23 protein-coding genes are annotated in these 25185 nt (G+C 66.3%); 13 read left to right on the top strand and 10 right to left on the bottom strand.

From position 1 onward, the window contains the following. Positions 1-30: 30 nt before the first annotated feature. The 4 genes from VGK32_09380 to VGK32_09395 all read right to left on the bottom strand — a co-directional run bounded on the left by VGK32_09380 (position 31) and on the right by VGK32_09395 (position 4434). Complete coding sequence (locus VGK32_09380; GenBank protein ID HEY3381966.1) at positions 31-540, bottom strand: ferritin family protein; 510 nt, start codon at positions 538-540, stop codon at positions 31-33. A gap of 48 nt (positions 541-588) precedes the next feature. Then, positions 589-3210, bottom strand: coding sequence for an HD domain-containing phosphohydrolase (locus VGK32_09385; GenBank protein ID HEY3381967.1), 2622 nt, complete (start codon positions 3208-3210; stop codon positions 589-591). Positions 3211-3313: 103 nt separating this feature from the next. Next, on the bottom strand, positions 3314-3808 hold the full coding sequence (locus VGK32_09390) for a prepilin-type N-terminal cleavage/methylation domain-containing protein (protein HEY3381968.1): 495 nt from the start codon (positions 3806-3808) through the stop codon (positions 3314-3316). Further along, positions 3805-4434 (bottom strand): hypothetical protein, encoded by a 630-nt coding sequence (locus tag VGK32_09395; protein HEY3381969.1) that lies wholly within the window; start codon positions 4432-4434, stop codon positions 3805-3807. Before VGK32_09395 ends, VGK32_09390 begins: the two co-directional genes overlap by 4 nt. Positions 4435-4795: 361 nt before the next feature. Here VGK32_09395 and VGK32_09400 point away from each other — a divergent pair, with 361 nt between their 5' ends. The 7 genes from VGK32_09400 (at position 4796) to VGK32_09430 (ending at position 9688) form a co-directional block, all read left to right on the top strand. Beyond that, positions 4796-5689: a bifunctional enoyl-CoA hydratase/phosphate acetyltransferase gene (locus VGK32_09400; GenBank protein ID HEY3381970.1), complete on the top strand. Its 894-nt coding sequence runs from the start codon at positions 4796-4798 to the stop codon at positions 5687-5689. Between the two features lie 10 nt (positions 5690-5699). Then, entirely contained in the window at positions 5700-6419 is a 720-nt protein-coding gene (locus VGK32_09405; GenBank protein ID HEY3381971.1) for a hypothetical protein, read from the top strand. After that, positions 6410-6610 carry a 4Fe-4S binding protein gene (locus tag VGK32_09410; GenBank protein HEY3381972.1) on the top strand — a complete coding sequence of 67 codons (201 nt, stop codon included), beginning with the start codon at positions 6410-6412 and terminating at the stop codon, positions 6608-6610. The genes VGK32_09405 and VGK32_09410 overlap by 10 nt, the downstream gene beginning before the upstream one ends. A 37-nt stretch (positions 6611-6647) precedes the next feature. Further along, positions 6648-7694 (top strand): 3-methyl-2-oxobutanoate dehydrogenase subunit VorB, encoded by a 1047-nt coding sequence (locus tag VGK32_09415; protein HEY3381973.1) that lies wholly within the window; start codon positions 6648-6650, stop codon positions 7692-7694. Positions 7695-7701: 7 nt separating this feature from the next. Then, the gene (locus VGK32_09420) at positions 7702-8457 is read left to right on the top strand and encodes a thiamine pyrophosphate-dependent enzyme (GenBank protein HEY3381974.1); all 756 of its coding nucleotides are present in this window, start codon (positions 7702-7704) and stop codon (positions 8455-8457) included. After that, positions 8454-8999 (top strand): 2-oxoacid:acceptor oxidoreductase family protein, encoded by a 546-nt coding sequence (locus VGK32_09425; protein ID HEY3381975.1) that lies wholly within the window; start codon positions 8454-8456, stop codon positions 8997-8999. The genes VGK32_09420 and VGK32_09425 overlap by 4 nt, the downstream gene beginning before the upstream one ends. A gap of 185 nt (positions 9000-9184) precedes the next feature. Beyond that, a complete protein-coding gene (locus VGK32_09430; GenBank protein ID HEY3381976.1) occupies positions 9185-9688 on the top strand; it encodes a carboxypeptidase-like regulatory domain-containing protein in 504 nt (167 codons plus the stop codon). A 124-nt stretch (positions 9689-9812) separates the two neighbouring features. Here VGK32_09430 and ahcY read toward each other — a convergent pair whose 3' ends face one another. The 4 genes from ahcY to VGK32_09450 form a co-directional block, all read right to left on the bottom strand. Then, entirely contained in the window at positions 9813-11228 is a 1416-nt protein-coding gene (gene ahcY, locus VGK32_09435; protein HEY3381977.1) for an adenosylhomocysteinase, read from the bottom strand. 79 nt (positions 11229-11307) lie between these two features. After that, positions 11308-12114, bottom strand: a complete 807-nt coding sequence (locus VGK32_09440) for a helix-turn-helix domain-containing protein (protein ID HEY3381978.1) — start codon at positions 12112-12114, stop codon at positions 11308-11310. 235 nt (positions 12115-12349) lie between these two features. Continuing rightward, the gene (locus VGK32_09445; GenBank protein ID HEY3381979.1) at positions 12350-14824 is read right to left on the bottom strand and encodes an AAA family ATPase; all 2475 of its coding nucleotides are present in this window, start codon (positions 14822-14824) and stop codon (positions 12350-12352) included. A 27-nt stretch (positions 14825-14851) separates the two neighbouring features. Next, positions 14852-15166 (bottom strand): ATP-dependent Clp protease adaptor ClpS, encoded by a 315-nt coding sequence (locus tag VGK32_09450; GenBank protein ID HEY3381980.1) that lies wholly within the window; start codon positions 15164-15166, stop codon positions 14852-14854. A gap of 284 nt (positions 15167-15450) precedes the next feature. On the opposite strand from VGK32_09450, the gene VGK32_09455 reads away from it, so the two are divergent. From VGK32_09455 to VGK32_09475, 5 genes are read left to right on the top strand one after another with little or no spacing between them, the layout of a single operon-like run. Continuing rightward, the gene (locus tag VGK32_09455) at positions 15451-16059 is read left to right on the top strand and encodes a TetR/AcrR family transcriptional regulator (protein ID HEY3381981.1); all 609 of its coding nucleotides are present in this window, start codon (positions 15451-15453) and stop codon (positions 16057-16059) included. Continuing rightward, positions 16056-17522: a TolC family protein gene (locus VGK32_09460; GenBank protein ID HEY3381982.1), complete on the top strand. Its 1467-nt coding sequence runs from the start codon at positions 16056-16058 to the stop codon at positions 17520-17522. The genes VGK32_09455 and VGK32_09460 overlap by 4 nt, the downstream gene beginning before the upstream one ends. Further along, complete coding sequence (locus VGK32_09465) at positions 17522-18829, top strand: HlyD family secretion protein (protein ID HEY3381983.1); 1308 nt, start codon at positions 17522-17524, stop codon at positions 18827-18829. The genes VGK32_09460 and VGK32_09465 overlap by 1 nt, the downstream gene beginning before the upstream one ends. 3 nt (positions 18830-18832) lie before the next feature. Beyond that, positions 18833-20392 carry a DHA2 family efflux MFS transporter permease subunit gene (locus VGK32_09470; protein HEY3381984.1) on the top strand — a complete coding sequence of 520 codons (1560 nt, stop codon included), beginning with the start codon at positions 18833-18835 and terminating at the stop codon, positions 20390-20392. 1 nt (position 20393) lies between these two features. Then, positions 20394-21296, top strand: a complete 903-nt coding sequence (locus VGK32_09475) for an MBL fold metallo-hydrolase (protein ID HEY3381985.1) — start codon at positions 20394-20396, stop codon at positions 21294-21296. A gap of 72 nt (positions 21297-21368) precedes the next feature. On the opposite strand, the gene VGK32_09480 is transcribed toward VGK32_09475, so the two are convergent. Further along, on the bottom strand, positions 21369-22556 hold the full coding sequence (locus VGK32_09480) for a hypothetical protein (GenBank protein HEY3381986.1): 1188 nt from the start codon (positions 22554-22556) through the stop codon (positions 21369-21371). After that, positions 22553-23584: an aspartate-semialdehyde dehydrogenase gene (locus VGK32_09485; GenBank protein ID HEY3381987.1), complete on the bottom strand. Its 1032-nt coding sequence runs from the start codon at positions 23582-23584 to the stop codon at positions 22553-22555. Before VGK32_09485 ends, VGK32_09480 begins: the two co-directional genes overlap by 4 nt. Before the next feature lie 214 nt (positions 23585-23798). Between VGK32_09485 and VGK32_09490 the strand changes: the two genes are divergently transcribed. Further along, entirely contained in the window at positions 23799-25178 is a 1380-nt protein-coding gene (locus VGK32_09490) for an amidohydrolase family protein (GenBank protein HEY3381988.1), read from the top strand. Positions 25179-25185: the final 7 nt, after the last annotated feature.

Raw genomic sequence — 25185 nt, forward strand, 5'->3', positions numbered from 1 at the left:
CGCCCCTGCTCCTGGCTCCTGGCTTCTGTTTCAGAACGGCGAGAACGAGTTCTTCTCCCAGAAGTCGCTGCGGATGCTGTCGTAGAGTCCCTGCAGCGCGCGCAGATGCTGCTGCTCCCAATCGGCGAGGAACCCGTAGAACGCCCGCACCTCGGTCTCCGGAGTGTTCTGCATCGCGCCCGTGAAGTAGGCGATCGCGTTCTTCTCGAGCGTCATGCCCACCGAGAGCGCGGCCATCTCGAACGCCGCACCTTCCGCCTGCTCACGGAAGCGGTCGGTGAACACCTTCTCCGAGAACGCGCGCAAGTCGGGCAGGACGATCCCCATCGCGAAGGCCGCGGTGCCCTTCTCGTCGTAGTTCTTCAGCACGCTGCGGAGGAATGCCTGGTGCTGCACCTCGTCCTCTGCCAGGCGGCCGAACAGTTCCTGAACCGCGGGCTTGTCGGCGCGATCCGCCGTCATGGAGTAGAACGTGTAGCCGTCAATCTCGATCTGATAGGCCTTGCGGAGAATGTCGATCATCTGGTCAGAAGCGGTCATGGCAGCGCCTCCAGCGCGATCACATCATAGCTCCATCGCCGTTCCCGCTCATTCTCTCGGTGGAATCGGCTGAAGGTATTCGTCGGCGTAGCGCTGCGGGATGCCGTCGCTCACGACCAGATTGTAGAGATCGCCGTCGATCGCCCCGGACTCTGCCATCTCACCAAGCACACGCATGGCCTCCGAGAGGCTCATGGCGCGCCGGTACGGCCGATCTCTCGCCGTCAATGCCTCGAGTACGTCGGCGATGCCGATGATCCGGCCCTGGATGGGGATGTCGGCACCGGCCAGTTTGAGCGGATAGCCGTTCCCGCTCACCTGCTCGTGGTGCGAGCCCGCGTACCGAGGGACGTTGCGAAGTCCCTTCGGGTAGGGCAGTCTCTCCAGCATTCGGATGGTGGAGACGACGTGGCCACAGATGATCTCGCGTTCCTCCGGGGTCAGCGTTCCCGACCGGACAGAGAGGTGGTACATCTCGTCGTCCGACAGGAGCGATTCCCTCTGATGGCTGACGTTCGTCCAGCGGTACCGCGCGCCGATCTCCCGGATCCGCTCTCGCAGGTCGTCGGACATGTACTCGGTACCCACGTTGCACGTTCGCAGGACAGCCAGGTCGTCCTCGAGTTGGAGGTCATGGTCGGCTGTTGTGGCGTCGATCCGGTTCAGCAGTTCACGGTTTCCTTCCGGCACAGCCTGTCGGACGGCCCGCTCCAGGAGTTCCACGCGGTGTTCGCGCCGGGCGATTTCCGCACGCGCCTCGACGAGATGGATACGGTCGAAGATGGTCTCGAGCTTCGTGGCCTTGTCCGTGAGGTGGACCGGCGTCGTCAGTTTCCCGCAGTCGTGCAGCAGCGCGGCGATTCTGAGTTCGTACAGTTCGTCGGCCGAGAGCGCCCGATCCCTCACCGTGCGGTCGGGGCTCCGGGCCATCGCCTCGGCGATCATCGAGCTCAGCGCGACGACTCGCCTGACGTGCCCGCCCGTGTGGGGAGATTGTTCGTCGATGGCCGTGCTGATGAGTTCCGTCAAGCCCTCGAACAGCCTCTTGAACTCGTGAACCAGCCTGTTCTTGGTCAGCGCAACGGCCGCCTGCGAGGCCAGCGATTCCGCCAGTCGTTGATCCGCGTCGGAGAACGGCACGATCGCTCCCGTCGTCCTTGCCTGCGCATTGATCAGATGCAGAATGCCGATGACCGCGTTCTCGTGATTCCGAAGCGGCAGGCCGAGGAAGGACCGCGAGCGATAGCCCGACCGCCGGTCGAAGTCGATCAAGGCCGCGAAATCGTCACCGGTCGCCGAGTGGACGTCGGGTGTCGAGATCGTCCTCTTCGTCGCTTCGTGTATGGCCGGCATCGCAGGCGCGTCGTGGCGCGAGCCGCCGTACGGACTGAGCGTGGCCTCGGCGCCGGCGCCGCGCTGCCACAACGAGAGGGATTTCACGTGCGCGAGGGCCAACTCGAGGCGGCCATCGTTCGACAGCAAATACAGCGCGGCGCCGTCTGCGTTGAAGACCGCCTGCGCGCCGCAGAGCACCGTCTCGAGCAGTCTGGCTTCGTCCCTCTCGACCGACAGCGACACGCCGATGCTGTTGACCGTGTTCATGACGCTGAGATGAACCTCCATGCTCTCCGTCATGTCGTTGAACGCCGCGCCCAGCACGGCGAACTCGTCATCGCTGGCAATTCCGGTCCGATGCGAGAAGTCTCCTGCCTTCAGCTTCTGTGTCGCCTCCAGCAACTGTTCGACCGGGACCGTTCTCCGGCGGATCTGGCGCAGACTGGCGAATGTGACGATCCAGAACGTGCACAGGGCGACCAGCGAGAACGTCCACGCGAACTCGCGCAGCGGCTGTTGCACCGCGCTTCGCTGCTCGCTCTGGATCAGCACCCATGAGGCGAGGTAGGTCGGCCGCATGAACACGGTCCAATATCCGGCCACGTAGCGGTCGCTTCCGTGGGTCCACTCGAACCGCCCCGACGGTCCGTGATTCTCGATGGACGCCTTCACTCGTCCGGCGAGCATCTTGTCGGGGAGCGTGGCATAGAGCGTCTCCCCGGCCTGTCCGAGCACGCACAGTTCCTGGCCTGGCGACACGAAGCCATCTCCGCCCCAGAGATAGTCCGGGTTGACTTCCCCCACGAGCATGTCCCCGTCAGGCGCCGCGGGATCGAGCAGCCGGGCGATGAAGACGGCGTTCGCGCCGTTGGCCGCCGGAGCGGTGGTCACCAGCGTCCCGCCCGACCGGACGTGGCTGCGTTGGTCGTTCGCCAGGCGTGGAGAGACCGTGTCCCCTCCACTCAGCGACGAGACCACGCGGTTGTCGCCGGCCACGACCGCCAGGTTGCGAAAGCGCCTGGCGAGCCTGTCTCCGAGGGTGCGGGTCGACTTGTCCAGCGATCCAATGCCCGTAGACAGGAGGTTGACCGAGATCAGGTCCAGATCCGGCTCGAGGGACGAGATGCGCTCGACGATCGTCATCCCGGCCGACTTGCTGGCCTGGTGCAGACGCCCCTCGGACAGGTTGGTGAGGTGGGACCGAACGTCGAGGAACGAGAAGAGCGCCAACACTCCGACAGGGAGGAGGGCGCATCCGACGAATAGAAGGAACATGCGCCGCGCGACCCGGCTGCGCAGCATGCCGAACTTGATCCAGTAGTTTTCCGGCGTCATGATGCCAGCGCCATGCTCCGTCCTGCGCCCTGGTAGCCAGCGAAGCTTCGCCTCAGACCGCCGAACTCGCTTCATTCGTCACGCTCTGACCCCCGGAAGATGTCTAGTAGTCGGCGGCGAGACCGATGAAGCCGCCGCTGTTCGCGCGCACGACGTCGTCCCGGCTGGCCTTCGCGGTCAGCGGACCCGCGCTCGCCCCGTCCTTCCCCATGCTGTAGAGGTCGAAGTCATCGTTGAGCGGGACGAGGTTCTTGTCTTTTCTCGCCCCTCCGCGGTTCTTCGTCCCAAAGAGCTTCAGATACTGGTACGAATGGCCCCACGGGTCCAGGAGATCGGCGAAGCCCGCGTCGGCCAGCGAATCGGGGTAGGTTCCCGTCTGAACCATGCGGACGCTGATGGTCAACGAGATGTTCTTGATGTCACCGATCGCGCGGGTGACCCTGGCTCTCTCCAGGGCACGGAAGTAGGTTGGAATGGAGATCGCGGCCAGCGTGCCCAGGAGACCGACCACGAGCAACAGTTCCAGCAGGGTGAACCCGGTCCGCGAAGATCGGATCCGACGCGAAGCGGGCGGGGCGCCGTCTTTCGTGGCGATCATTGGCGCGGGATCGCCGGAGCGTGTCCGGTATCGGGCCAGGCCTCACAACTCAGCCCGGCGAGCGCGTCGTGAAGGCGCTGCTCTGTGCGGACGATGTCGGCCAGGACGGCACCGGCTGCGGCGTCGTCGCGAGAGGAGGCCGACAGATCACGATAGGTGGAGACGGACTCATGAAGCCTTGTCGCTTCCCGCTGGGCCTGGACAACCAGCGTCCGCCAGCGGTCGAGCATGGCGTTGACGACATCCATTTCCGTCTTGAGGTGGTCGTGCTCTCTGAGCGTGACCGGCTTCGGTACGACTCCGGCCGCCATCGCCTCACACACGCGGCGAAAGCGATAGATCGGTCCGGCTATTCTGTGGCTGGCGCTCACCGAGTGAAGTGCGATGGCGAGCAGCGTCAACAGGACCGGAAGCCAGTACGTCTCGTGGAGGTAGATAATCCGAAGCGCGGCGTCGGATGCGTCGGTGGCGTTCAACTCCGGCCGGCTCAATTGGAGGATCAGCGGCGCGAACAGGGCCGTCGACACCACCAGCACCAGGAGGCCGACGTAGCACAGGCTCGTCGCCATCATGCTGAACTGGAGCTTGCGGTTGATGACGAACGTTCTTCTTCGCAGGATCAACACTTTCGTCGCCCTCGATCGACGCCGACAGTTGCGACGGGCGGTTGCTCCCGGCGAAGCTGCCCGTACGATCTATCGGCACAATTGCACGGCGGTGTAGTCGGCTTCTCACATCCGACCCCGCCTTGACAGGGTCTGCCGCCCGAGGGAGACTAGAAAGGTTCGTGCCGGGCCGTCCGAGGCCGGCGTCTCGCGTCCTCCGAATCCAGCCCCCTCCCGCGTCGCTCCGGAGTTCCAGGTGCACATTCCAGGTCTCCGCATCGACGCGTCCGGTGTATTCGCAGAATTTATGCGTCCATAAACCCGGCTGATAGATTACCGCCTGACGACAGCACTCATCAGGACCCTGACTGCCATGCCACCTGTGACCTCCATCTGTGATCTCCACGCCGTCGCCCGGAAGGGCACGCCGCGCACGATTGCCGTTGCCTGTCCCCACGACGAGGACGTCCTGATGTCGCTCGACAGGGCAGCCGCTGCCGGCGTCGTCCGGCCGCTGCTCATCGGCCGCCCGGCGACGATTGAAGCGCTCTGCAAGAGTCTGAAACTCGATCGGTTCAACCCCGACATCGTCGAATGCGCAGACGATGCGGGCGCCGTCGAGGTGGCGGTGCGCAAGGTGCGCAGTGGCGAGGCTCAGATGCTGATGAAGGGGATGGTGTCCACCGGCACCTTCCTCAAGGGCATCCTGAACAAGGAATTCGGCCTGCGCAAACGCGCGCTCCTCAGCCACGTCGCGGTCTTCGAGGTACAGGACCCGCGGCGCCTGGTGCTCATGAGCGATGCGGCCATGAACATCGCGCCGGACCTGCTGCAAAAGGTCCAGATCCTCGAGAATGCCGTCGACCTGTCGCACGCGCTGGGCGTGGAGCGTCCGGCTGTTGCCGCGATTGCCGCCGTCGAAACGGTCAACCCCGAGATGCCGGCCACCGTGGACGCGGCATCCCTGGCCAAGATGGCGGACCGCGGGCAGATCAAGGGCTGCATCGTGGATGGACCACTGGCCCTCGACAACGCGCTCTCGGTTGAGGCGGCGCGTCACAAGGGGATCGCGAGCCCGGTGGCAGGCGTCGCCGACATTCTGGTGGTGCCCGACATCGAGGCGGGCAACGTCCTCTACAAGGCCCTGGGACTCCTCGGCTCCTGGCCGATGGCGGCGATCATCGTCGGCGCGAGCGCGCCGGTCGTGCTCACGTCGCGGGCCGACTCCGACGAGACCAAGTTCAACTCGATCGCGCTGGCGGCGGCCATCTCGTAGGAGTAGGCGAGTGTCAGTCAATGCGGATCGGCGCCTGACCGTCATCAGCGGCGCCTTCGGGACGGGGAAGACGGAGATCGCGATCAACCTCGCGCTGTCGCTGCGGGAGGAAGGCCATCCCATCGTCACGCTGGTGGACCTCGACATCGTCAACCTGTATTTCCGGTCCCGCCAGAAGGCGTACGACCTCGAGCAACGGGGAATCCGGATGATCTCGAGCGTCGCGGGCATGGAGAATGCCGACCTGCCTGCCCTCTCGCCAGAGATCAACGCCTGTTTCGACCGCAAGGACGGGCCGGTGGTGTTCGACCTGGGCGGCAGCGACCTCGGCGGTCTCGTCGCCGCATACCTGCACCGCGGGTTCGCGAGCGAACCGACCAACCACTGGCTCGTGGTCAACCCGTACCGCCCCTTCAACCAGACGGCCGAGGCGACACTTCAGATGGCGGCCATGATCGAGGAGAAGTCGCGTCTCCCCATCACCGGCATGATCGCCAATCCTCACCTCATCAACGAGACGACGTCCGAGATCATCCGCCGCGGGTTCGAGCAGATCCGCGGCATCACGCAATATCCGCTGGTATGTCTGGCCGTGATGGAGGAGTACTACGCGCCCGGCGAATTCGACGACCTGGGCGTGCCGGTTCAGGTCATCCGTAAGCAGATGAAACAGCCGTGGGAGGCTGGAGGTATCATGATGTCCGGAAAAAGGGGGAAGCGATGCCCATGATCGCGATCAACGAGGACAGGTGCAAGGGATGCGCGCTCTGCGTCCGTGTCTGTCCCACGCATGTCATCGAGATGGGGAAGCACCTGAACGTCAAGGGTTTCTACCCGGCAACGTATACCGGTGGGAAGTGCACGGCGTGCAAGGCGTGCGCACTGATCTGTCCGGATATCTGCATCGAGGTTTTCAAGTAGGGCGAGGCTTCAGCCTTGCCGCAGGAGTCGCACTTATATGAAAGTGCTCATGAAAGGGAACGAGGCGCTCTCCGAGGCCGCCATCCGCGCGGGCGCCACCCTGTACTTCGGGTATCCGATCACGCCGCAGAACGAGATCGGCGAGTACATGTCGCGGCGCCTTCCGATGGTGCCCGGCGGTGCGTACATCCAGGCCGAGACGGAAGTGGCGTCGATCAACATGGTCTACGGGGCGGTGTGCACGGGGCGGCGCGCGCTCACCAGTTCGTCCTCTCCGGGCATCAGCCTGATGATGGAAGGGATCTCGTACCTGGCCGGGGCGGAGCTGCCGGCGGTCATCGTCAGCATCATGCGCGGCGGGCCGGGGCTCGGCAACATCAACCCGGAGCAGGCCGACTACTTCCAGGCGACCAAGGGCGGTGGACACGGCAGCTACCGGATGATCGCCCTCGCGCCGGCATCGGTGCAGGAGATGACCGATCTGACCGTGCTCGCCTTCGACCTGGCCGACAAGTACCGCAATCCCGTGATGGTCCTGGCCGACGGCAACCTCGGCCAGATGATGGAGCCGGTCGAGCTCCAGGACTCCTACCCGAGCACGCACGACCATTCCGGGTGGGCGCTGACCGGCCCGAAGGGGCGCAAAGGCCACACGGTCACGTCCATCTATCTCGATGCCGACGAGATGGAGGAGTACGTCCACAAGCTCTATCGGAAGTACGACGAGATCGAACGCCAGGAGACGCGCTTCGAGGAATTCCAGACCGAGGATGCCGAGGTTGTCATCGTCGCCTACGGCATCGTGTCACGTGTCGTCCGGAGTGCCGTGGAGTCATTGCGTCAGGACGGGATCAAGGCGGGCATGGTCCGCCCGATTACGCTCTGGCCGTACCCGAAAGCCCCGCTGCAGCGGCTGGCACGCCAGGCGAAGTTCTTCCTCGCCTGCGAGATGTCGATGGGGCAGATGGTCGAGGACGTGATGCTCTCGGTGAACGGCGTGCGCCCGGTGTACTTCTACGGCCGGTCGGGAGGCAACGTGCCGACGCCCGCAGAAGTGGTGGCGGCGGTCAAGCAGCGGATGTGAGGGAGCCATGCAGAAGGTATTCGAGCGGCCCAAGTCGCTCAACGATAGACCGTTTCACTACTGTCCCGGCTGCGGCCACGGCATCGTCCACCGGATGATTGCGGAAGCGCTCGACGAGCTCGGGTTGCAGGAACGGACCGTGCTCATTTCGCCCGTCGGATGCTCGGTGTTCGCCTACTGGTACTTCGAAACCGACAACGTGCAGGCGGCACACGGGCGCGCGCCGGCCGTCGGCACCGGGCTGAAGCGTGCAAACCCCGATTCGATCGTCATCTCGTACCAGGGTGACGGCGATCTGGCGTCATCCGGCACTGCCGAGATCATCCACGCGGCGGCGCGTGGCGAGAACTTCACGGTCATCTTCATCAACAACGCGATCTACGGCATGACGGGCGGCCAAATGGCGCCGACGACGCTCGTGGGCCAGGCGACTTCGACATCGCCGTACGGTCGCGATCCCAAGTTCGCCGGCCATCCCATCCACGTCAGCGAGATGCTCGCCTCGCTGAAGGCGCCGCGGTACATCGAACGAACCTCGCTCAACAACGTCGCCAACCTGACCCGCACGAAGCGCGCGATCAAGAAGGCGCTCGACCTGCAGAACAAGGGGGAGGGCTTCACCTTCGTCGAGGTTCTCGCGCCGTGCCCCACCAACTGGGGCGTCGATCCGGGCGAGGCGATCGACTGGATGGAGTCCACGATGATGCCCGAGTACCCGCTGGGCGTGTTCCGCGACGTGAAGGGGGCGGAGGTGAAGTCATGACCTACGAGATCGTCCTCGCAGGCTTTGGCGGACAGGGCATCCTGTTCCTCGGGAAGATGATCGCGCTGGCCGGGATGATGGACGGCAAGGAAGTGTCGTGGATCCCGTCCTACGGGCCGGAGATGCGCGGCGGCACGGCGAACTGCTCGGTGGTTGTGTCCGACCGGCAAATCGGGACCCCGGTCGTGAGCCACCCGAACGTCCTGGTGGCCATGAACCGGCCGTCGCTCGAGAAGTTCGAGCCGAAGATCCAGCCGGGCGGTTTCCTGCTGATCAACAAGACGTTGATCGAGATCCCGCACACGCGGCTGGACATCAAGGTCAGCTACCTGGAGATCACGGGGCTCGCGGGGGAACTCGGGAATCCCCGGCTGGCGAACATCGTGGCGCTTGGCGGGCTGATCGCGCGCGTGCCCATAGTCGGCAAGGACGCGGTCCTCAAAGCGCTGAAATACGAGCTCTCCGGGAAGAAAGCGGCGTTACTGGATCTGAACACGCGGGCGCTCGATATGGGCATGCAGGCGGCCCTGGAGCCGGCTTAGGTGTCCGGGAGGAAGCCCTCTGTTTCCAATCTGATACACAGAATGCAGCCAGGGCCTTGACATCCGGATCCAGCTGACCGATAGTAAGGGACGCCCGGGCTGTGCGTGTATCGCGTCGGATGGCGTCGGCCACGCGGTCGCGGCACAATCTTCGCGGTACGGTCATCTCCATAGGGGGAAACTCGATGAAACGTGTTCTTGCGCTTGCACTTGTCGTTGCTCTTGTGAGTCTCGGAGTGCCGACGGCGTCGTTCGCCGCTGCGCCGCGTCAGGCCAATGGCTCGATCGCGGGCATCGCGAAGGATGCAGGCGGGACGCCGCTTGGCAACTACACCGTGCGCCTGCGCAACACGGGCACTGGCGCAATCAGCGGAACGACGCAGACGAGCGCGGCCGGCGAGTTCAGCTTTGCCAGCCTGCCGACGGGCAACTATGTCGTTGAGATCACCGATTCGACGGGGAAGATCATCGCGACGAGTTCGGCGCTGAATCTCGGCGCTGGTGCGACCCTGACGGGCGTGGCGGTTGCGGCCAGTGCGGCGGGTGCGGCGGCCGCAGCGGCGGCCGTTGGTGGCGGCGCCGGGGCGTTCTTCACCTCGACGGCCGGCATCCTCATCCTCGTGGCGGCCGGCGCCGGCACGGTGGCTGCAATCGTGGCGACCCGCGGAGACAGCAGCCCGAAGAAGTAGACTCGGACTGACGGCCTGCGGCAGTTCAGGCTCTGACACCAAAGGGAGGGCATCTGCTCGATGCCCTCCCTTTCTGTTTCTACGGGGGAATGCCCGGCCGGCAGACCGGGTGCAACCGCATCCGCTAGTACCTGTAGTGATCGGTCTTATACGGCCCTTCAACCGGCACGTTGATGTACGCGGCCTGTTGCGGCGTGAGCTCGGTCAGTTTCGCGCCGAGATGGTCGAGGTGGAGTCGCGCCACCTCCTCATCCAGCTTCTTGTCCAGCGTGTAGACATTGATCTCGTGTTTCGCCTTCCAGAGCCGAATCTGCGCCAGCGTCTGGTTCGTGAAGCTGCTGGACATCACGAAGCTCGGATGACCGGTCGCGCAGCCGAGATTCACGAGACGACCTTCGGCGAGCAGGATGATCGAGTGGCCGTCGGGAAACGTGAAGATGTCCACCTGCGGTTTGACTGTCGTCCGCTTGATGCCCGGGTACTCCATCAGCTTCTCGACTTCGATCTCGTTGTCGAAATGGCCGATGTTGCAGACGACCGCGTTGTTCTTCATCTTCGCCATGTGCGCGATCGTGATGACATTGCAGCAGCCGGTGGTCGTGACGAACAGGTCGGCGATGGACAGCGCATCCTCGACGGTCGTCACCGAGTAGCCGGCCATGCAGGCCTGTAGCGCGCAGATGGGGTCGATTTCGGTGACGTGGACGCGCATCTTCGACGAGGCCAGCGACTGCGCCGAGCCCTTGCCCACGTCGCCAAAGCCGCACACGACGGCGACCTTGCCGGCGAGCATCAGGTCGGTCGCGCGGCGGATGCCGTCGACGAGCGATTCGCGGCAGCCGTAGACGTTGTCGAACTTCGACTTGGTCACCGAGTCGTTCACGTTGATCGCGGGGAACAGCAGCTTGCCCTGCTCGTGGAGTTGATAGAGCCGGTGCACGCCGGTCGTGGTCTCCTCCGACACCCCGCGCAGGTCCCTCACGACGGCGTGAAAGAAGCGCTGGCGTGAGGCGATGGTTCTCTTCAGCAGCGCGTTGACGATCTGGAGCTCTTTGTTGTCGGTCGGCTCGTCGAGAATCGACGGGTCATCTTCCGCCGCGTAGCCGCGATGGATGAGCAGGGTGGCGTCCCCGCCGTCATCCACGATCAGTTGCGGGCCCTGCCCGTCAGGCCACGTCAACGCCTTCAGCGTGTACTCCCAGTACTCCTCGAGGCTCTCGCCCTTGAAGGCAAACACCGGAACACCGGCGGCGGCGACGGCCGCGGCGGCATGATCCTGCGTGGAGAAGATGTTGCACGATGCCCACCGCACGTCCGCACCCAGTTCCTGCAGGGTTTCGATGAGGACCGCGGTCTGGATCGTCATGTGGAGCGAGCCCATGACGCGCGCGCCCTCGAGGGGCTTCTCCGGGCCGTACTTGCGGCGCGTGGACATCAGGCCCGGCATCTCATGCTCGGCCAGGGCCATTTCCTTCCGACCGAATTCGGCAAGGCTCGGATCCTTCACGACGAAATCACGTACGGCAGTCGCAGCCTTCACGCTATGCTCCTTCTCCGACGGGGCGATGCCCGTCCTGCTTGCGCCTCACGGGCGGGACGCCCGTGCCACTCGCCACGCCTCACCGGCGGGACGCCCGTGCCACTCGATCGGTGGCGGGGGATGCCCGTGCCACTCGGCGACCGGCGGCTGGCCGGTCAATTCTCACCTCGTAGATCGCCAACGGTTCGGCAAGCCCCGGGATGCCGGCCCGGCCGCGCTCGACAGGGGCCGATCCCGGCGGCAGCTGATCGACGAACGCCTGTGTCACCCCGATGCCGCCCGGGCAGTGCGCCGCGACGAATGGCATGGCCAGGAAGGCGGTGTTCACCGTGTGGCCCATGATGTCGGTGCGCGCGTAGTCCGGATGTCCGGCCGACCCGAGGAAGATCTCTCCTGCATGCAACACGACCACGAGGTCGGGCAGTTCGAAGAGCCCTTTGGCCTGGCGGGCGGCGTGCAGCGCGCGGTCGGCCTGATCCGGGCCCGCGAAGAACCCGAGGAACCCGTCGCCCACGCACTTGACCGGCACGCCGTCGAACCGCAGCACGGCCTCGGTGACCGCGTAGTGGATCGTGTTCGACCACGCTGCGAGGTCGGCAGGCGGCACCCGCGCGGCCCGCTCGGCAAAACCGTTCAGGCTCGTGCACAAGACGACGGCGGGGAACGTGCCCGGCGCCTCCTGGCGGCCCGTCAGGATCCACTCCACCGAGACGCCGAGCAGACGGGCCAAATCCACCAACACGGCGATGTCCGGCGCGTTCTCGCCACGTTCCCACTTCGACACCGCCTGCGCGGTCAGCCGAAGCGCACTGGCAATGTCCGCTTGACGGAGTTGCCGCTTCTCACGCTGTTGCTTGATGCGCTGGCCGAGCCTGCCCAGGTCCATCGAGAGCTAAAGTACCGTGTTTGGCCGGTCCGCACAATGGCGCAGTGGTTGTGAGGGGTGGCGGGATGGTTCATCTCGCCACCCCTCTCCCGGGCGCGATCGCTGCCAGTCACAGCCTGTCGTCGCCCGCTGCATCGCCTGTACGGATGACGCTGACGACCGTCTCGTCTCGTGCCGGTTCGGTCGCGGGCGCGATCGCGACGGCCTCGTCGATTCGGCGATCGGCGAACAGGCCTCATGCCGGCGCCGCTGACTGACAGGAGAACGTCAGGTGGTCGTCCTCGAGGCCAATCTTCACGGTGCCGCCGTGCTCGAGGTGGCCGAACAAGATCTCGTCGGTCAGCGGGTCGCGCACCTCGGCCTGGACGACGCGCGCGAGCGGTCGCGCGCCATAGATGGGATCGTAGCCGCGCACCGCCAGCCACGCCCTCGCCTCCGGCTCGAGCGAGATCGCGATCTTCCGCTCGGCGAGTTGCGACTCGAGCTGCAGCACGAACTTCTCGACGATCGTCTCCATGACCGACGGGCTCAGCGGCGCGAAGGTGACGATGCCGTCGAGCCGGTTGCGGAACTCGGGGCTGAACATCCGCTCGATGGCCGATTTCGCGCGGCTCTTGGCCGTCTGTCCCCGCAGGTCGAGGGCTTCGCCGAAGTCGCCGGTCACCCCACTCGGCGTGAATCCGATCGTGCCGGCGCTCATCTCACGCGACCCGGCATTCGACGTCATGATCAGCACGACCTGCCGGAAGTCGGCACGGCGCCCGTTGTTGTCGGTGAGCGTCGCATGGTCCATCACCTGGAGCAGGATGTTGAAGATGTCAGGGTGCGCCTTCTCGATCTCGTCCAGCAGCACCACGCTGTATGGATGTGTGCGGACGGCGTCCACCAGCAAGCCGCCCTGCTCGAACCCCACGTACCCAGGGGGCGCTCCAATCAGCCGCGAGACGGAGTGCTTCTCCATGAACTCGCTCATGTCGTAGCGCAGGAACTCGTTCCCAAGGTGAATCGCCAGCTGCTTGGCGAGCTCGGTCTTGCCGACGCCGGTCGGTCCGGTGAACAGGAAGCAGCCTGCGGGGCGATCCGGCTGCGAGAGACCGGCCCGCGACCGCTTGATCGCCCCGGTGACAGTGCGGACCGCGTCGTCCTGACCGAAGACCACTCGGCGCAGCGATTCTTCGAGCGTGCGCAGGCGGTCCTTGTCGGACGCCGAGGCCTGCTTGTCTGGGATGCGCGCCATGCGTCCCACGACGCGCTCGATTTCCACCGGGGTGACCACTCGCCGTGGTTCTTCGTCGGCCGCGCCATCGGCTGGCGGGGCCAGCGTGCCGGACGAAGCCGCCAAGGGGCCGATAGGCTCCCACTGGACGGGGTGGTCGGCTGCCGGCGTCACCACGCCGCCGGGCTTGGCCTGGGATTCTCCGGCCGGCGCGGGGGCCGCCGGCGCCGCTCCCTGGCCGACGTCCTGCAGGCGCAGCATGGCGCCGGCCTCGTCGAGGATGTCTATCGCACTGTCCGGCAACCGGTAGTCGCGCAGGAACCGCTTGGCCAGGCGCGCCGCCACTTCCAGGGCCGCGTCCGAGTACTCGACGTGATGATGCTCCTCGTACCGCGAGCGCAGTCCCTGGAGGATCTTGATCGTCTCTTCGACCGATGGCTCCTCGACAACGACCTTCTGCAGGCGCCTCGCGAGCGCCCGGTCCTTCTCGATGTGCTTGAACTCCTCGAACGTCGTCGATCCGACGATGCGGAGTTCGCCGGCGGTGAGCACCGGCTTGATCAGCGTGGCCAGGTCCATGGTGCCGCCCGTCGTGGCGCCGGCGCCAATCGTGGCATGGATCTCGTCGATGAAGAGTACCGGCAGCCGCCGGCTCTTCAGGGCCGCCAATACCGCTTTGAACCGTTCCTCGAAGTCGCCGCGGAAGCGCGTGCCGGCCAGCAGCGCGGCGGTGTCGAGGCTGTAGATTTCCGCGCCCTTCAGGATCGCGGGCACGTCCTGGTCGAGCAGCCGGATGGCGAGGCCCTCGGCCAGCGCGGTCTTGCCCACGCCGGCGTCCCCGACGAACACGGGGTTGTTCTTCCGTCGCCGACACAGGATCTCCATCGTTCGCTGCAGTTCGGTCGTTCGGCCGATGAGCGGATCGAGGACGCCGGCGCGGGCGCGCTCGGTGAGGTTCAGCGTGTAGGTGCTGAGCGGATCCCGCGAGGTCTGCTGGCCGTCGCCGGACGAGGGAGACGGCGACCGACGACGGGGGTCCTCCGCCTGTGGAGGCGCGACCGGTACCTTCGCGATCCCGTGTGAGATGTAGTTGAGCACGTCGAGGCGCGTGATGCTCTGGGCCTCGAGAAGCTGGCAGGCGTACGAGTTGGTCTGCTGGAGGATCGCCGCGACGATGTCTCCGGCGTTGACCTCCGGCTTGCCCGCGCTCTGCACGTGGAGGACGGCCGTCTGCAGCACGCGGCGGAACGCGCGCGTCTGCTCCGGCTCCTTCTCCATGCCGCGTGGGTACTGCTCGACGGAACTCGAGAGGAAACTGTCGAGTTCGCGCCGAAGCCGCGGCAGGTCCGCGCCGCACGCGGCGAGGATCCGCTCTCCCTCGAGGTCGTGCGTGAGCACGTACAGGAGGTGCTCGAGCGTCAGTGTGGTATGCCGCCGGGATACGGCTTCCCGGTAGGCAATGTGGAGCAACATCTCAACGGCAGCACTGAACATGGCGCGCCCCTCGCGACCTGGAATGTTTCACGCCTCTTCGAGGCTGGCCCGGAGCGGGAATCCTCGCTCGCGAGCCAGACCGTGCACGAGGCCGACCTTGGTTTCGGCGATCTCGAACGGGTACACGCCGCAGATGCCCTTCCCCTGCTGGTGCACCTGCAGCATCACCCGGTACGCCTGGGCCGGGTGCATCAGGAAGACGGTCTCCAGCACCTCCACGACGAAGTCCATCGTCGTGTAGTCGTCGTTGTGGAGCACGACCTGGTAAAGGACCGGGCGCTGCACCGCCTGTTCCGGCTGGTCCAGGACCTCGGTACTCCGCTTGCGCTGTTCGTCGGGCATCCGCGTCGTGACGCGGGCAGCGGCCCGCGTCCCGTTATCCTCCTGGCGTTGGCATCTGGGCGAGTAGCCACCAGTATACCAGCCCGATCGGATGCCGAAGAACACGTCCTGAGCCCTGAACGGAGGACGAAGGCCGCGGCTTCCCGGCGGCAGGGGGGCGACGCGAGGAGGCGCGACGTGCCGCCGTGCCGGGGAGCGGGGGGCGCGTCGTGTGGTAGAATGACCAGATAGTCATTCATCTGACCGCGCAGACAGACGAACGCCCGAGGAGTGGATCCGCGAGCATGCCCCGCACCAAGAAGGACGTCGTCACCGAGTTTCGGACGGCTGCAATCCTGCAAGCTGCCGGCCACGTGTTCGCCGAACGCGGGTTCGACCAGGCGACGATCGCCGCGATCGCCGAGGCGGCCGGCGTGGGCAAGGGCACCGTCTACCTCTACTATCGTTCGAAGCGCGAAGTGTATTGGGCGGCGCTCAGTCGGAGCTTCCTGGAACTCCACGCCGAAACGCGTCGGGCGGTGGACGCGGCCCAGGGAGTCGAGGACAAGGTGCGAGCCTTCATCGACACGAAAGTGCGCTACTTCGAAGCCCATCGGGATTTCTTTCGGATCTACTTCTCCGAATTCGGTCGGTCCGTGGCCCGTCACGCGCAGTTCCAGCGGCAGATGGACGACTTGTTCCTCGAGCAGGTGCGCACGCTCGAGGCGGTGTTGCAGCAGGGTGTCCGCCACAAGGTCGTCCGCCCGCTGCGCCTCGATGCGGCGGCCTTTGGCGTCTTCGACATCACCCGGGGCGTCATCACGCAGCGCCTGCGCGGCTGGAGCCGCGCATCGGTCGATGACGATATCGCGTTTGCGTTCGACTTCGCGTGGAAAGGACTCGGACAGCGATGAGCACGAGGCTGAGAGTGTGCGCGGCGCTGCTGGCGGCGGCCGGGCTGGCCGCCGCGCCAGCACGCGCCCAGGCGCCCGGCGGCGAGCCGCAGGTCCCGCGAGACGGCGGCCAGCCGCTATCGCTGGCCGCCGCAGGAGCCGCAATGGCCGGCAGCGGCCTGTTCATGGGCGGCGTGCCGTCGGGGCAGGCGACGCCGGGTGTTATGCCCCTGTCGCTCACCGATGCGCTCGCGCGTGGCCTCGAGCAGAACCTGGGGATCATCCTCGGCGAGCAGTCCGTGCGGTCCGCATCGGGGACGCGGCTCCAGGCCCTGAGCGGGTTGCTGCCGAACGCGTCGTTGCACCTGGGTGAGACGCGCGCGGAGATCAACCTCGAGGAGTACGGATTCCCGGTGGCGCCCGGGCAGTCGCCCATCATCGGTCCTTTCAATGTCGCGGCGCTCCACATCATGGCCGGCGGGCCGCTGTTCGACTACGCGGCCATTCAGCGGGCACGGGCGGGCGGACAGGTCGCCAGTGCAGCGCAGCACGCTTTCAAGGACTCGCGTGACATTGTGGTGTACGTGACCGCGAACCTGTATTTGCAGGCCGTGACCGGGGCCAGCCGGATCGAGACGGCGCGCGCCCAGTTGAAGACGGCGCAGGCCCTCTATGACCGGGCGGTGGCGCAGAAGCAGGCGGGCGTGATCGCGGGCATCGAAGTGCTCCGCGCGCAGGTTCAACTGCAGACGCAGCAACAGCGCCTGATCTTCTACGAGAACGAGTTCGCCAAGCAGAAGCTCTCGCTGGAGCGGGCGATCGGCATCCCGCTCGCCCAGCAGATCGACCTGACCGATCGCGTGGGGTACACACCGCTCGACACCCTCGATCTGAAAGAGAGCCTCGAGCAGGCGTACGCCAACCGCGAGGATCTCCACGGCGCGCTCGCGCTGATGAAAGCGGCCGATCTTGGCAAGCAATCGATCTACGGGGAGGCGCTCCCCACGGTCAATTTCGCCGCCGATTACGGCGAGAGCTCGAGCGCGTGGGATTCGCTCCACAACACCTACTCGGTGGCGGCGTCCGTGCGCGTGCCGCTGTTCCAGGGCGGCCGAGTGAGGGGGCGAGTGCTCCAGGCCGATGCGCAGGCCCGCCAGCAGCGGGCGCAGGTCGAGGACCTGAGGACGCGGATCGAGTTCGAGGTCCGGTCGGCCCTGCTCGACACAGAGGCATCCGACCAACGAGTGCGCGTCGCACGGAGCGCGGCGGACTTGGCCGACCAGCAACTGGTGCAGGCGCAGGACCGCTTCACCGCCGGTGTGAGCAGCAACATCGAGGTGGTGCAGGCGCAGGAAGTGGTGGCCACGGCCACCGAAAACTATCTCTCGGCGTTGTACGCCCACAACCTCGCCAAGATCTCGCTCGCACGCGCGATCGGTCTGTCCGAGGAGCGGGTCAGGAAGTTCCTGGGAGGCACGAAGTGATGGCCGGCAGCGTTGATAGAGAGCGGGAGCACCGCACGAAGAGCGAATCCTTCCAGTCAGGGGCCACGGAGTCCGCGGGCAATGGCGTCGCATCGTTCTTCAGGAGCAGGCCGCGCACACGGCTCACGGTGCTTGTCGGCGGCGTCGCCCTCGTGGCCGTCGTGGCGGTCATGTGGTGGTACTACAGCGGCCGTGAGGCGACCGACGACGCGCAGGTGGACGGACACATCGTCCCGATTGCTGCGCGCGTGGGCGGTACGGTTCTGAACGTCAGGGTCGAGGACAACCAGGACGTGAAGGCCGGGACCGTGCTGGTTGAGATCGATCCGAAGGACTACCGCGTGGCGTTGCAGCGCGCCGAGGCCGACTTCGCCGACGCGCAGGCCGCGCTCGCCGCCGCAGAGGCCGGCATCCCGATTACGGCCACGATGACCGCGGGCCAGGTGAGCAGCGCGGGCGCCAACGTGGAACGCGCCGAGACGGGCCAGGAAGCGACGAACCGCGACGTCGAGGCCGCCCGGGCTCGCCTGGCTGCCGCACAGGCGCGCCTGGCGGAGGCGACGGCCAACGCGACCCGTTTGACGCGCGACCTCGAACGCATGAAGCAGCTGGTGGCGAAGGACGAGATTTCCCAGCAGCAGTACGACGCAGCCGTGGCGGCTGCCGAGGCGGGGCGCGCCACGACCGAGTCGGCGCGGGCGGCGGTGACCGAGGCGACCGAGATCGTGTCGGTCGCGGGGAGCCGTCGCATGCAGGCGGCGAATGTGACCACGCAGGCCCGCGCGGAGTTGAGGACGGCCCACACGGCCCCGGATCAGATCGCGGTGGCCAAGGCCAAGGCTCAATCCGCCCGAGCCCGGCTGCAGCAGGCCCAGGCAAACCTCGAGCAGGCGAGGATGAATCTGGCGTATGCGACCGTGGTGGCACCCGCGAACGGGCGTGTGAGCAAGAAAGGCGCCGAGCCCGGACAGGTGATCCAGCCCGGGCAGCCCTTGATGGCCATTGTCCCGCTCGAAGACATCTGGGTCACCGCGAACTTCAAGGAGACGCAGCTTCGGAACATCCGACCCGGTCAGGCGGTGTCGATTGCGGTCGACGCCTACGCGCGGTCGTACCGCGGTCACGTGGACAGCGTGGCGGCGGCGACGGGGGCGCGCTTCAGTCTTCTGCCGCCGGAGAACGCATCGGGCAATTACGTCAAGGTCGTGCAACGCGTGCCCGTCAGGATACTGCTGGACAAGGGGCAGGATCGGGAGCGCCTGCTCCGTCCGGGGATGTCGGTCGTGCCAACCGTCTTCACGCGGTAGCCCATGCCCGACCCGAAGCCGCCGGTCAGTCCCTGGCTCATCGCCGTCTCGGTGATGTTCGGCACGTTCATGGTCGTGCTCGACACGACGGTCGTGAACGTGTCGTTGCCTCACATCGCGGGGAACCTGTCGTCGACCATCGAGGAGTCGACGTGGGCGCTCACCTCCTATCTCGCGGCGAACGCGATCATCCTGCCCATCACCGGCTGGCTCGCGAACTACTTCGGCCGCCGGCGCCTGCTGTTGATTTCCGTGGCCGGGTTCACCACGGCGTCGTTGCTGTGCGGACTCGCGACTTCTCTGCCCATCTTGATCCTGTGGCGCGTCGTCCAGGGGATGACGGGCGGCGTGATGCAGCCGCTGTCGCAGGCAATCATGCTCGAGGCCTTCGAGCCGAGGGATCGCGGGAAGGCGATGGCCTTCTTCGGCGTCGGGATTGTCGTGGCGCCCGTGCTCGGTCCCGTCCTCGGCGGCTGGCTGACCGACAACTGGTCGTGGCGGTGGGTGTTCTACGTCAACCTGCCGATCGGCATCTTGTCGTTCCTGATGCTGCGGGCGTACGTGTTCGACCCGCCGTACATCCGGCGGGGGACAGCCGGGATCGACTATTGGGGCATCGGCCTGCTGGCCGTCGGCATCGCGGCGCTGCAGATTGCGTTGGACCAGGGCCAGCAGAAGGACTGGCTGTCGTCGGACCTCATCGTCGTGCTGCTCGTGATGGCGGCCGGCGGCCTTGGGATCTTCATCCTGCACGCGTTCCACTCGCGGCACCCGGTGGTCGATCTGCGGTTGTTCCGCGAACCCACCTACGCGACCGGCGTCGTGCTGATCACGGCGATGAGTTTCGGGCTGTACAGCAGCCTCGTGCTGATGCCCGTGCTGCTGCAGACGCTGCTCGGCTACCCGTCACTCGAAGCTGGCTATGCAATGGCGCCGCGGGGGCTCGGGTCACTGCTCGCGATGCCACTGGTCGGCCTCCTGATGAACCGGACCGATCCCCGTCGGCTGATCGTCATCGGATTCCTCGTCAACGCCGTCTCGCTCTATTGGATGTCGTGGTTGAACCTGGAGGCGGGTTTCTGGGACATCTTCTGGCCGCAGTTCGTGCAGGGCGTCGGGATGGGGTTGCTCTTCGTGCCGCTCACCACCGTGACGATGGATCGGATCTCGCCCCGGGAGATGGGGCCGGCCACGAGCGTGTTCAACCTGCTCCGAAACATCGGTGGGAGCATCGGGATCGCGGTCATCCAGACCGTGCTCGCGCGCGACCGGCAGGAGCACTTCAACACGATCGGCGCGCACGTCAGCCAGTACTCGATGCAGACGCAGATGATGCTGAAGAACCTGACCGCGGCCTTCGTTGCGAAGGGCGCGGATCCGGTGACCGCCGCGAATCGCGCGTACGCCGGCGTGTTCGGCATGGTCCAGAAGCAGGCGGCGATGATCGCGTTCCTCGACGGGTTCAAGCTCCTGGCCGTGGTGTTCCTATTGCTGATACCGCTCGTGCTCCTGATGCGGAAGCCCCGGCACCACGAGAGCCCGGGCATGATTGCGGGGGACTGACATGGTGCACGCGATCGACCTCGAGTTCCTCGGCCGTCCGCGCGTGATTGCGTCCGGACTCATCGAACGGGCAGGCAGCCTGGCCGTCGTCGATCCCGGGCCGACCACCACCCTGAGCAGGCTCCGGACGGGAGTCGCGGCGCGGGGCCGGGCCTTCGAGGAAATCGACACGGTCCTCCTGACGCACGTTCATCTGGATCACGCCGGGGCCACCGGCGCCATCGTCCGGGCGCTGCCCCGCGTGCAGGTCTACGTGCACGAGCGCGGGGCACCGCACGTCATCGATCCGTCCAAACTGGTGCAGAGCGCGACCCGGCTGTACGGTGACGAGATGGATCGGCTCTGGGGCGAAATCGTCCCCGTCCCCGCCGCGAACGTGCACGCGATGAAGGGTGGCGAGCGGATCCGCGCGGCCGGCGGCGAGATCGACGTCGCGTACACGCCCGGCCACGCGTGGCATCACGTCAGCTACTTCGACCCCGAGAGCGGGACGGCGTTCACCGGTGATGTCGGCGGCATCCGGATCGGCGATCCGCTCTTCGTCGTTCCGCCGACACCCCCGCCCGACATCGACCTGGAGGCATGGGCGGTGAGCATCGATCGTGTTCGCGCGTGGAAGCCCCGCCAGTTGTTCCTCACGCACTTCGGTCCGCACGACGACGCGGCGGCGCACCTCGATGAGCTGGAATCACGCCTGAGCGGGTTCGGCGGCATTGCCTGGAAACTCGTTGCCGATCCGACGCTCGACGAAGAGCAGCGGATGGCCCGCTACATCGAGGCGATGAGACGCGCGCTCCGCGATCGGATGCCCGATGAAGAAGCGATGCGCCGCTACGACCTGGCCGTCCCGCTGGATCACTGCTGGATCGGCCTGGCGCGCTACTGGAGAAAGCGCCAGACGTAGCAGCCCGTATATGGGCTGGTAGGCCAGGGGACGATCGGGCCCCCGGGCCCGCCCGGGCTGCCAGGCGGGGCGTCACATCGGCCAGATTGCGGCGTGCGCCAGCCGGGCGGCACGGTCGCGGGCCGCGTCCGGGACGACGAACGTGCAGCGGCGCTCGCCTACCTCGCAGCCGTGGACATCGATAGCCTGCTGCGCCAGCAGGGCGCTCAGGCGGGGAAGGTGTTCGCGCAGGGCTCCCGCCTCTCCAACCACCGACAACCAGCAGCAGGCACCGTCACGGCGCAGCGGATCGGTGCCCGCTTCGGCGAGGGCGTCGCGCAGATCCACCGCCTTGTCGGCCGTGGCCCCGACCAGCAGCCGTCCCGTGCGACTGTCGGTCATCGACATCACCAGGCGCCGTCTCTCCCAGGTCTCGCGCGTGGTGTCGTTCACGCAGCCGGCCGGCAATGCGAATGTGTCCATCGGCGGGAGCAGCGCGAGGCCGACAAGCGGCTCCTCATCGGTCACGTCGGCCACCGTCGTCCCCGGCGAGTCGGAGAACGTCGACCGCACCACCACGGGCGTACGGCCCTTCCACCCGGTGAGCAGCGCACGGGGGTGGACGACTTTCGCGCCGAAGCGCGCCAGTTCGTACATCGCTCCGTAGCTGACGTGCCCGCGCATCCTCGCCGTGGGCACGATCCGCGGATCCACCGTCGCGACGCCATCCACGTCGGTGAAGATGTCCACGTGGTGCGCATGGAGCGCGACGCCGACGGCCACGCCCGACGTGTCGCTGCCACCGCGTCCGAGCGTCGTGTAGTCCAGCGTGCCGGGCGCGACGCCCTGTCCCCCGGTGATGACCGGGACCTGGCCTGCCGCCATCAGCGCGTGCAGCCGGCTCGTGTCGATCTCGACGATCTCCGACTCGACATGGTGGCCGTCGGTGTAGATGCGCGCCTGCGCGCTCGTCAATCCCACCGCCGCCACGCCGGCCTGGCGCAACGTGTGCGACATCAGCGCCACCGAAATCGCCTCGCCACACGTGAACATCAGGTCGTAGTCGCGCGGATCCACCGGCGCGCCGCCGGCTCGCAACAGATCGAGGAGGGTGTCGGTCGCGTACGGATCGCCGCGGCGGCCGATGGCCGAGATGACCACCGCGACCTGCTGACCGGCCGCCAGTGCGCGTCGGACGTGCCCGGTGACGAGGTCGCGGCGATCGGGCGTCGAGACGGACGTGCCCCCGAACTTCTGGACGATGACTGTCGGCTGGCTCATGGCACCCTGACCAGATTGTCCGCCACCAACTTCTCCGCGATCTGGACGGCGTTCAAGGCGGCGCCCTTGCGGACGTTGTCCGCCACGATCCAGAGATTGAGTCCACGGTCGAGCGAGTTGTCCTCGCGGATCCGGCCGACGAACACGGCATCGGTGCCGGCGGACGGGGCGGGCATCGGGTACGCGCGGATGGCGGGGTCGTCGACCACGATGATGCCCGGAGCCACGGCGAGAATCCGGCGGGTCTCGTCGGCGGTGATCTTCTGCTCGGTTTCGATGTTCACCGACTCCGAGTGCCCGATCGCGACGGGGACTCGGACGGCGGTGGCGGTGACCCGGATCGCCGTGTCGCCCATGATCTTCACCGTCTCGTGGACCATCTTCCACTCTTCTTTCGTGTAGCCGCCGTCCTGGAAGACGTCGATCTGGGGGATCAGGTTGAACGCGAGCTGGTACTGGAATGTCCGGGGCGCCGCGCAGGTGCCGTGCTCGACGATTTCGCGCGCCTGGCGCATCAGTTCATCGACGCCGTTCTTGCCGGCGCCGGCCGCCGCCTGATAGGTCGAGACGACGACACGGCGGATGCGTGCGCGGTCGTGCAGTGGCTTGAGCACGACCACCATTTGGATCGTGGAGCAGTTGGGGTTGGCGATGATGCCCTTGTGCCACGCGAGGTCCTGCGGATTCACCTCGGGCACCACGAGCGGGCACGTGGGATCCATTCGCCAGGCAGAACTATTGTCGATGACGACCGCGCCCTGGCGCACCGCTTTCGGCGCGAGGTCCAGGCTGGCGTCACCGCCCGCGGAGAAGATAGCGATGTCGATCCCTGCGAAGTTCGCCTCTGTCGCTTCCTGGCACCGCACGCTCGTTCCGGCGAACGACACCACCGTTCCGGCGTGCTCGGCCACGTCGAGCGGCCGCAGTTCGTTCACAGGGAACCGACGCCGTTCGAGCGTCCGGATCATCTCGGTGCCGACCATCCCGATCGCGCCGACCACTGCCACATTCCACGTTTTGGTGCTCACGGATGTCTCCTGTGTTCCGTCCAAGCCTGGGTTCCGATCATAGGTCGCACCCCGTGCCCGTTTCAATCCCGTCGGCTCACGTGGCCCTGCTCCCGTTCTTGACACCCGCGGAGATCCGCGTCAGAGTCGGGCGGCACGGCGCGCGCAAGGCGCCCCCTCGCGATGGTTCACGTCTGGTTCGTGACGTTCACTGGTGGATATCAAGGAGGCATTCATGTTGAAGCGGATCGCGGTTGCGTCAACGGCCGCGCTGGTGACGATGGCGATGGCCTGGACGGCCGGTGCGCAGGCACCGGCTCCCGCGGGCAAGGGTCTGCCGGTTACCGCCATCAAGGCCGGTCGGCTGCTCGACCCGGAGACTGGCACCGTGGCAATCAACCAGGTGATCCTCATCGAGGGAGAGAAGATCAAGGCCGTCGGACCGAACCTTGCCATCCCTGCCAATGCGAGCGTGATCGATCTGGCCAGGATGACGGTCATGCCCGGCCTGGTGGATGCGCACACGCACATGACGCTCACGTACAAGGAGCAGCCGGAGAACAACTACTACTACCTGACCTACGTGATGGAGTCGACGCCGCTGCGCGCGATCCAGGGTGCGTCCAACGCGATGCAGTTGTTGAACTCCGGATTCACCGTCGTGCGCGATGTCGGCAACAATGCCCTCTACGCCGACGTGGCGGTCCGTCAGGCGATCGAGCAGGGGTGGCTGCCGGGACCGACGGTGATTCCGTCCGGCCCGATGATCGGCAGCACCGGCGGACAGTACTGGCCGACCCCCGAGATGTACAAGTACCACAACATCATGTACCCGGAGTACATCGACGCGAACAGTCCGGACGAGATCCAGCGCGCGGTCCGCGAGAACATGCTGTTCGGGGCGCGGACGATCAAGCTCTGCATCGACTGCAAGCCGTGGATGTACTCGGTGGACGACATCAAGCTGGCGATTCGCGAGGCCGCGCAGGGCGGGTGCAAGGTCGAGGGCCACGTCCAGACGCCTGAGGGCGCGCAGCGGGCGATCGACGCCGGCATCTACATCATCGCGCATGGCAACCCGCTCACACCCGAGCATCACCGGCAGATGGCGGAAAAGGGGATCTTCCTCGCCGGGACCGACACGCCGTTCACGAATTACCGGGGCACGGAGGTCGCGTTCAAGCGGGCCGTGGACAATCTCCGGGACGCGTGGGAGAAGAAGGTCCCGCTGACCTTCTCGACGGACTTCGACTATTGGAACGACCGGATGCGGGAAGAGAAGACGGGCGAATACCTGACGCGCGGCGAGCTGACGTTGAACTTCCTGCAGACCTGGAAGGCCGCGAAGATTCCGAACGCCGACATCCTGAAGGCGATCACCTTCAACGGCTACCGCGCCGCGGACATCATCAAGGATCGCGGGCCGATCAAGCCGGGCTTCTACGCGGACCTGATCGCCATGCCGGGCGATCCGCTCGCCGACATCGACGCGCTGAAGGCCGTGCAGTTCGTGATGCGAAACGGGATGGTGTTCAAGAAGGACGGCGTAATGACCCCCGAGAAGTTCTTCCACCCGGGCCCCGTCCGGACGCCGAACGGGCGGTGGACCCGGTAGCCGGTCA

This window comes from Vicinamibacterales bacterium, from assembly GCA_036504215.1.
Lineage (GTDB): Bacteria > Acidobacteriota > Vicinamibacteria > Vicinamibacterales > Fen-181 > FEN-299.